General features: G+C 71.1%; 8 protein-coding genes. 4 read left to right on the top strand and 4 right to left on the bottom strand.

Annotation, left to right across the window (positions count from 1 at the left end; all coding sequences use genetic code 11):
* On the top strand, positions 1-823 hold an 823-nt coding region (locus FNH08_RS43415; protein WP_152777017.1), incomplete at its 5' end, for a GlxA family transcriptional regulator.
* Positions 824-868: 45 nt separating this feature from the next.
* Here FNH08_RS43415 and FNH08_RS43420 read toward each other — a convergent pair.
* Complete coding sequence (locus tag FNH08_RS43420) at positions 869-1171, bottom strand: hypothetical protein (RefSeq protein ID WP_152777018.1); 303 nt, start codon at positions 1169-1171, stop codon at positions 869-871.
* Between the two features lie 165 nt (positions 1172-1336).
* Here FNH08_RS43420 and FNH08_RS43425 point away from each other — a divergent pair, with 165 nt between their 5' ends.
* The 3 genes from FNH08_RS43425 (at position 1337) to FNH08_RS43435 (ending at position 3519) form a co-directional block, all read left to right on the top strand.
* Complete coding sequence (locus tag FNH08_RS43425; RefSeq protein ID WP_152777019.1) at positions 1337-1813, top strand: DUF2267 domain-containing protein; 477 nt, start codon at positions 1337-1339, stop codon at positions 1811-1813.
* A gap of 86 nt (positions 1814-1899) precedes the next feature.
* On the top strand, positions 1900-2649 hold the full coding sequence (locus FNH08_RS43430) for an alpha/beta fold hydrolase (RefSeq protein ID WP_322726397.1): 750 nt from the start codon (positions 1900-1902) through the stop codon (positions 2647-2649).
* A gap of 147 nt (positions 2650-2796) precedes the next feature.
* Entirely contained in the window at positions 2797-3519 is a 723-nt protein-coding gene (locus FNH08_RS43435; protein ID WP_152777023.1) for a hypothetical protein, read from the top strand.
* A gap of 40 nt (positions 3520-3559) precedes the next feature.
* Here FNH08_RS43435 and FNH08_RS43440 read toward each other — a convergent pair whose 3' ends face one another.
* From FNH08_RS43440 to FNH08_RS43450, 3 genes are all read right to left on the bottom strand, one after another.
* Positions 3560-4594, bottom strand: a complete 1035-nt coding sequence (locus FNH08_RS43440; protein WP_152777020.1) for an alpha/beta hydrolase — start codon at positions 4592-4594, stop codon at positions 3560-3562.
* A gap of 88 nt (positions 4595-4682) precedes the next feature.
* Entirely contained in the window at positions 4683-4883 is a 201-nt protein-coding gene (locus tag FNH08_RS43445; RefSeq protein WP_407704570.1) for a hypothetical protein, read from the bottom strand.
* A gap of 62 nt (positions 4884-4945) precedes the next feature.
* Complete coding sequence (locus tag FNH08_RS43450) at positions 4946-5440, bottom strand: nuclear transport factor 2 family protein (protein ID WP_152777021.1); 495 nt, start codon at positions 5438-5440, stop codon at positions 4946-4948.
* Positions 5441-5524 lie beyond the last annotated feature (84 nt).

The raw sequence follows: 5524 nt of genomic DNA on the forward strand, positions 1-5524 counted from the left end.
GGCCGAAGCGGACACGATCATCCTCCCCGGCACGGCCGACCCCACCACCCCGCTCCCCCCAGGCGTCGCCAAGGCCATCTGCGAGGCGGCAGCCAACGGCACACGCATCGCCTCGATCTGCGTAGGCGCGTTCCTCTTCGCCGCCACCGGCCTCCTGGACGGACAACGCGCCACCACACACTGGATCGCCGCCGCCGACCTGGCGGCCATGTACCCGAAGGTGACCGTCGACCCGAACGTCCTCTACGTCGACAACGGCCAGTTCCTCACCTCGGCCGGAGCCGCCGCCGCGATGGACATGTGCCTGCACATGATCCGCAAGGACTACGGTTCGGCAGTCGCCGCCCACGCGGCCCGCATGTCGGTCATGCCGCTCGAACGGGAGGGCGGCCAGGCCCAGTTCATCCTCCACGCCCAACCACCCGCCCCGGCCGGCGCGACGCTGGAGCCCCTGCTGCACTGGATGGAGGAGAACGCCGAGCGGGACCTCACCCTCGACGACATCGCGGCCCACGCGGGCACCAGCGCCCGTACGCTCAACCGCCGTTTCCGCGAACAGACGGGCACGACACCGCTGCAGTGGCTGCACCGGGCCCGCGTCCGCCGCGCCCAGCACCTCCTGGAGAACACCGACCACGCCGTCGAACGCATCGCCCACCAGGCGGGCTTCGGCTCCCCGACGGCGTTCCGTGACCGCTTCAAGAGGGTGGTGGGGATCAGCCCGCAGGCGTACCGACGGGCGTTCCGGACCCGGGAGACGACGGACAGGTACGGGACCACGGCCAAGACCACGCGGCCGAGCCGGACGACGGACGCTCACTGACGAGCGGTGGGCCGTGGGCGGAAGCCCACACGTACCAGCTGATCCCTAGCCCCGCCGGTCGGCCACCACCCAGGACGCCAGCGCCACGGCACCAGCGACCCCGAACACGGCAGGCCAGGCGCCCACCTTCTTGGCCAGCGGATGCGACCCGGCGAACGCGGCGACGTACGCGGCGGTCAGCGCCCCGGCGGCCCTGCCCCCGGCCTCCCGCCGCCACTGCTGCGTCGCCGCGGCGCCCGCGACGGCCAGTACGGCCCCACCGAGCGGGCGCTTCCTGGTCCAGCGGGCCACGCCGTACCCACCGATCAGCCCGCCGGCGGCCACCGCCGCCGTGGGAACCTTCGCCATCACTGCCTCCCGTGTCCCGTACGTCCCGTACGCTCCGTACGTTGATCTGAGTGGTCCGAGGCTAACCGCCCAGGAAGCGGTACACGTACCGAAGACCTGGGCACTCGGACGGGAACCGGAAACCGGACCCCCTGGCACCGGTACTGGACCCGGAGGAGCCCGACGATGACTCCCACCACGAGACCGCAGAGCAGCACAACGCCCACGACGCCCCGTGACCCGGTGAACACTCCGAGCGCACGCTCGACCTGGGAGGAACTGGTCGAGGCGGTGCGGGCCACGGGCCGGTACAGGACCACGGCGGAGGCGGCCCGCGTCACCCGCGTCGTCCTCTCCGCCCTCGGCGGTCAGCTCACCGGCGACGAACGCGCCGAACTCGCGCGGAGCCTGCCCGAAGAAGCGGCACGGCCCCTCGCGTCCGAGGTCCCGCTGTCCCGCCCGCTGACCGCCCCCGAGTTCGTCGACAACGTCGCGACCCGTATCGAGGGAGCCACCCCCGACACGGCCCGCTGGGACGTCAGCTCGGTCCTCGGCACGCTCCCGCAACGGGCCGGCACCCAGCTGATCGACCGCGTCCTGACCCAACTCCCCCCGGGTTACGCCCTGTTGTTCGGCATCCCGAAACTGACACCGGCCTCCTGACACCCGTCTCCCGACGTCCACGGGCGCCGAGCGCGACGCGAAAACCCCGTAGCCGGCGCCCACGACGGGCCGTACGGTGACCACTCGTGACCACCCCCACCCCCACGACGGGCCACCTCACCACACCGGACGGCACCCGCCTCGCCTACCGCGCCTACCGCGACCAAGGAGGTCAAGACGGTGAAGGCCAAGGCGCCGACCCGCCGCTCCTCCTCCTGCACGGCCTCGCCGGCCACGTGGGCGAGTGGGACACTCTCCTGCCCCCGCTGCTCGCGGACGGGCACAGGATCGTGACGTACGACGCCCGAGGCCACGGCTCCAGCACACGCGAGCCGAAGGACATGACCCGGGCCGCCGCCGTACAGGACGCCCTGACGGTGATCCACGCCCTGGACCTGGCCCCGGTGACCCTCGTCGGCCAGTCCCTGGGCGGCCACACGGCCCTGCTCACCGCGGCCGCCCACCCGGACCTGGTCCACTCCCTCGTCCTGATCGAGGCAGGCCCGGGCGGCCCGACCCCCAGCCTCCCCGCCGACATCGCCGCCTGGCTGGACAAGGGGCAGCACCCCGGCATCGACCGCCTCGACCGCGCCACCATGCTCGCCGCGGTCGCGGAACTGGCCACGACCGCGTACTGGCCCGACTGGACCCGCGTCACCTGCCCCACCCTGCTCGTACGCGGCGCGGAGGGCACCATGCCCGACCCGGAGGCCACCGAGATGCTCGCCCGCCGCCCGTCCACAAAGCTCACGACCATCCCTGAGGCAGGCCACGACGTACACCTTGACCAGCCGGAACACCTGTATGCCGCCCTGAGCGCCTTCCTCGCGCTGTGACAGGTCGCGCTTTGACAGAACTTTGACTGCTACATGCCTTTGTGTGGGCTGTGCGCCCATAAGGTCCGTTCGGGCCGGAGATCCACTGGCCTCGCCGCACCCGTGCACACACCGGGACCGGCGTTGCGCGACCCCCGAAGGATGCAGATGCGTCTCCTGTCCTCCGCTGCCACGCTGCTCGCGGCAACGGCGCTCCCGCTGGCCCTGACGGCCTGTTCCTCCGACTCATCCGGATCCTCCGGATCTCCGGCGACGCAAGCGGCCAAGACCAGCAAGAGCAGCAAGGACCCCGACGCCGGCCTGAAGACGGGCGCACAGCTCAAGAAGGCCCTGGCCCCGGCGTCCTTCTTCGCCTCCGGCTTCGCGGTCGACCCGAGCGGTGCCCGGGACTCCGGCACCGCCTACACATCGCCGTCCTCCGCCGACGTGTCGAAGCCGGACTGCGCCAAGCTCAACGGCACGGGCTGGATCGACGTCACCGGGGTCACGGGCGTCTCGTTCGCGCAGAACGACTACGTCAACAAGGACACGTCCGAGGACATAGCCCAGGAGATCGACGCCTTCCGCGGGACGACCGCGGTGAGCGTGGTGAAGAGCCTGGAGAAGATCGTCTCCGAGTGCCCGGAGTTCACGGACTCGCAGACCCACAGCAAGGTGAGGATCTCCGGCGCCGGCACGGCCGGACTCGGAGACTCCGCCTACACCATCACGCTCACGGACAGCGCCTGGGAGAACGGCACGACGCTGATCGCCGCGCGCGTGGGCACCGACGTCGTGAGCGTCATGTCCACCGACGGCCACGACAACGGCGCCGCCACAGCGAAGAAACTCACAGACCGTATCGTCACGACCCTGCGCACCATGGCGTGACTTGGGGTGTCTTGGGGTGGCCTGGGGTGGTGAGCCGCGACTACACACGCAGGCCGTGCAGCAGGTCCACCACACGAGCGGGATCTGTGGGACCCAGATGACCGACCCCGGGGAAGTTGTGGACCGTGAACCGGTTGTCCGGCGTGAGCTCGTCGGCTTCCGCGATCATCCGGTCCTGAAGCTCCGGGGAAACGGTCCTGTCCTTGCCCATCCGCAGATACGTGCGGGGGACGCGCCCCCACGTACCCGCGCGCCCCACGGCCCGCCCCGCGTACGCCACCACCGACTCGTCGGTCTGCATGCTGTCCAGCACCCGCAGGAACGCCCCGTCCGTGTAGTCCGCACAGATCATCTCCTTGAACAGCGCGAGGTCACGGCGGTCGGCCGTACGCCAGTTGAGGCGCAGCACACCGAGCTTCTCCGGGTCCCCGATGACCTGCTCCACCGGAGTGATGGCGTGCTGCCCCTCGGGTGAGGACGCGCAGTCGTTCAGGGACGGCATGCCCCGGCTCGGGCAGAAGGCGGCCATGTAGCAGATGTGCGCGAGCAGTCCGGGTACGGCGTCGGCGACCCTGCTGACCGAGACCCCGCCCATGCTGTGCCCGACCAGGACCACGGGCCCGCCGAGCCGCGCGGCGCGCCGCACGACGTTTGTGACCCGCCGCTCGAAGTCGTCCAGCGTGAGGGCGGCGAGCGGCGAGGGCTCCGTCGCCAGAGCCCGCAGATCCTGCTGCTGATACGCCTCCGGAACGAACTTCTCGGCACCGTGCAGCGGTTGGTCCACCGCGACGACCCGGTGCCCGCGCAGCGCCAGCTCCCTGCCGGTCGCTGCCCAGAAGTCACCGGCGCTGTGGGTGCCGTGAACGAGGACGTACGTGCGCACGCCCTTGCGCGCCTGTTCCCCGGCCCAGCCGGTGCCGGTGCCGGTGGCCCGAGCCGCTGCCCCGGTACCGAGCCCGACGGCGACCGCGGCCCCACCGGCCACCGTCGCGAGCCGCCGTAACGCGTGCCGCCGCGAGGGCACCGCCGTGCCGGACGTGCCCGTGTCCGCTGTGTGTTTCTCGTCGTCAGCCATGCCCACGAGATTAGGAACGCCCTGGTCACCTCACCATGGCCCTGGGCACCCGGCCGATGGTGTACGTGGCAACACCTGTTGGACGTTGTCAGCGGCGCAAGGTGGTCCGCCGTTCCAGTCGCGACAGCTTCTCGGGATTGCGCACGGCGTAGAGACCGGCGACGAGGCCGTCGTCGATGCGCATCGCCATGACGGTGTCGATCTCGCCGCCCAGCCGGACGATCAGGGCCGGGTCGCCGTTGACCTGTGTCGGCTGCAGCGACATCGCGGCGGCGATCCTGCCCAGCACGTGGGCCACCTGGTCGGCTCCGGGTCGGGCCCGCGCATGCCGACCGGAGCCGGCCCACGGAGTCAGGGCCGCGGCGATTCCGTCGGCTCGGAACCGAGGGCGGCGGCCACGGCGGTCAGGCGGCCCATCGTGTGGGCGACACGGAGACCGTCCATGTAGTCGCGCGCGTGCACGATCAGACCGTTCCGGATCCGGAGCACCAGCAGCCCGGGGAAGCTGAACGACTGCCCGGTCGTGGTCAGTGTCCCGGTGACGACCTGCTCAACGGTGATCACCTCGGGATCGGTGCTCTGGTGAACCACGACGTCATGGATCTTCTGCGGCTGCGCCGGGCTCGCGCCCCAAGCCGCCCGATAGCCCGCACGGATCTCTTCGCGCCCCTGATGGCGCTCGGGCATGCCGGGGAAGAGGAACGGGAACTCATGGACCGCGTCGACCGCGTAGAGATCGGCCAGATCGTCCGCGGACTTGTCGAGCATGGCGCGGTGATAGCGGGCCAGTACGTCGCGTACGGCGTGAGGACGGCGGTCGGCCGAAGCCGAAGTGGTGTCCGGCATGGTGGGCTCCCGTTCCTGCTGATGACGCCCGACTTGGAGATCCTGCCACGGGGTTGAGCGAGGAGGACCCACCGCCCGCCCGCC

Source organism: Streptomyces spongiae, from assembly GCF_009377185.1.
Classification (GTDB): domain Bacteria; phylum Actinomycetota; class Actinomycetes; order Streptomycetales; family Streptomycetaceae; genus Streptomyces; species Streptomyces spongiae.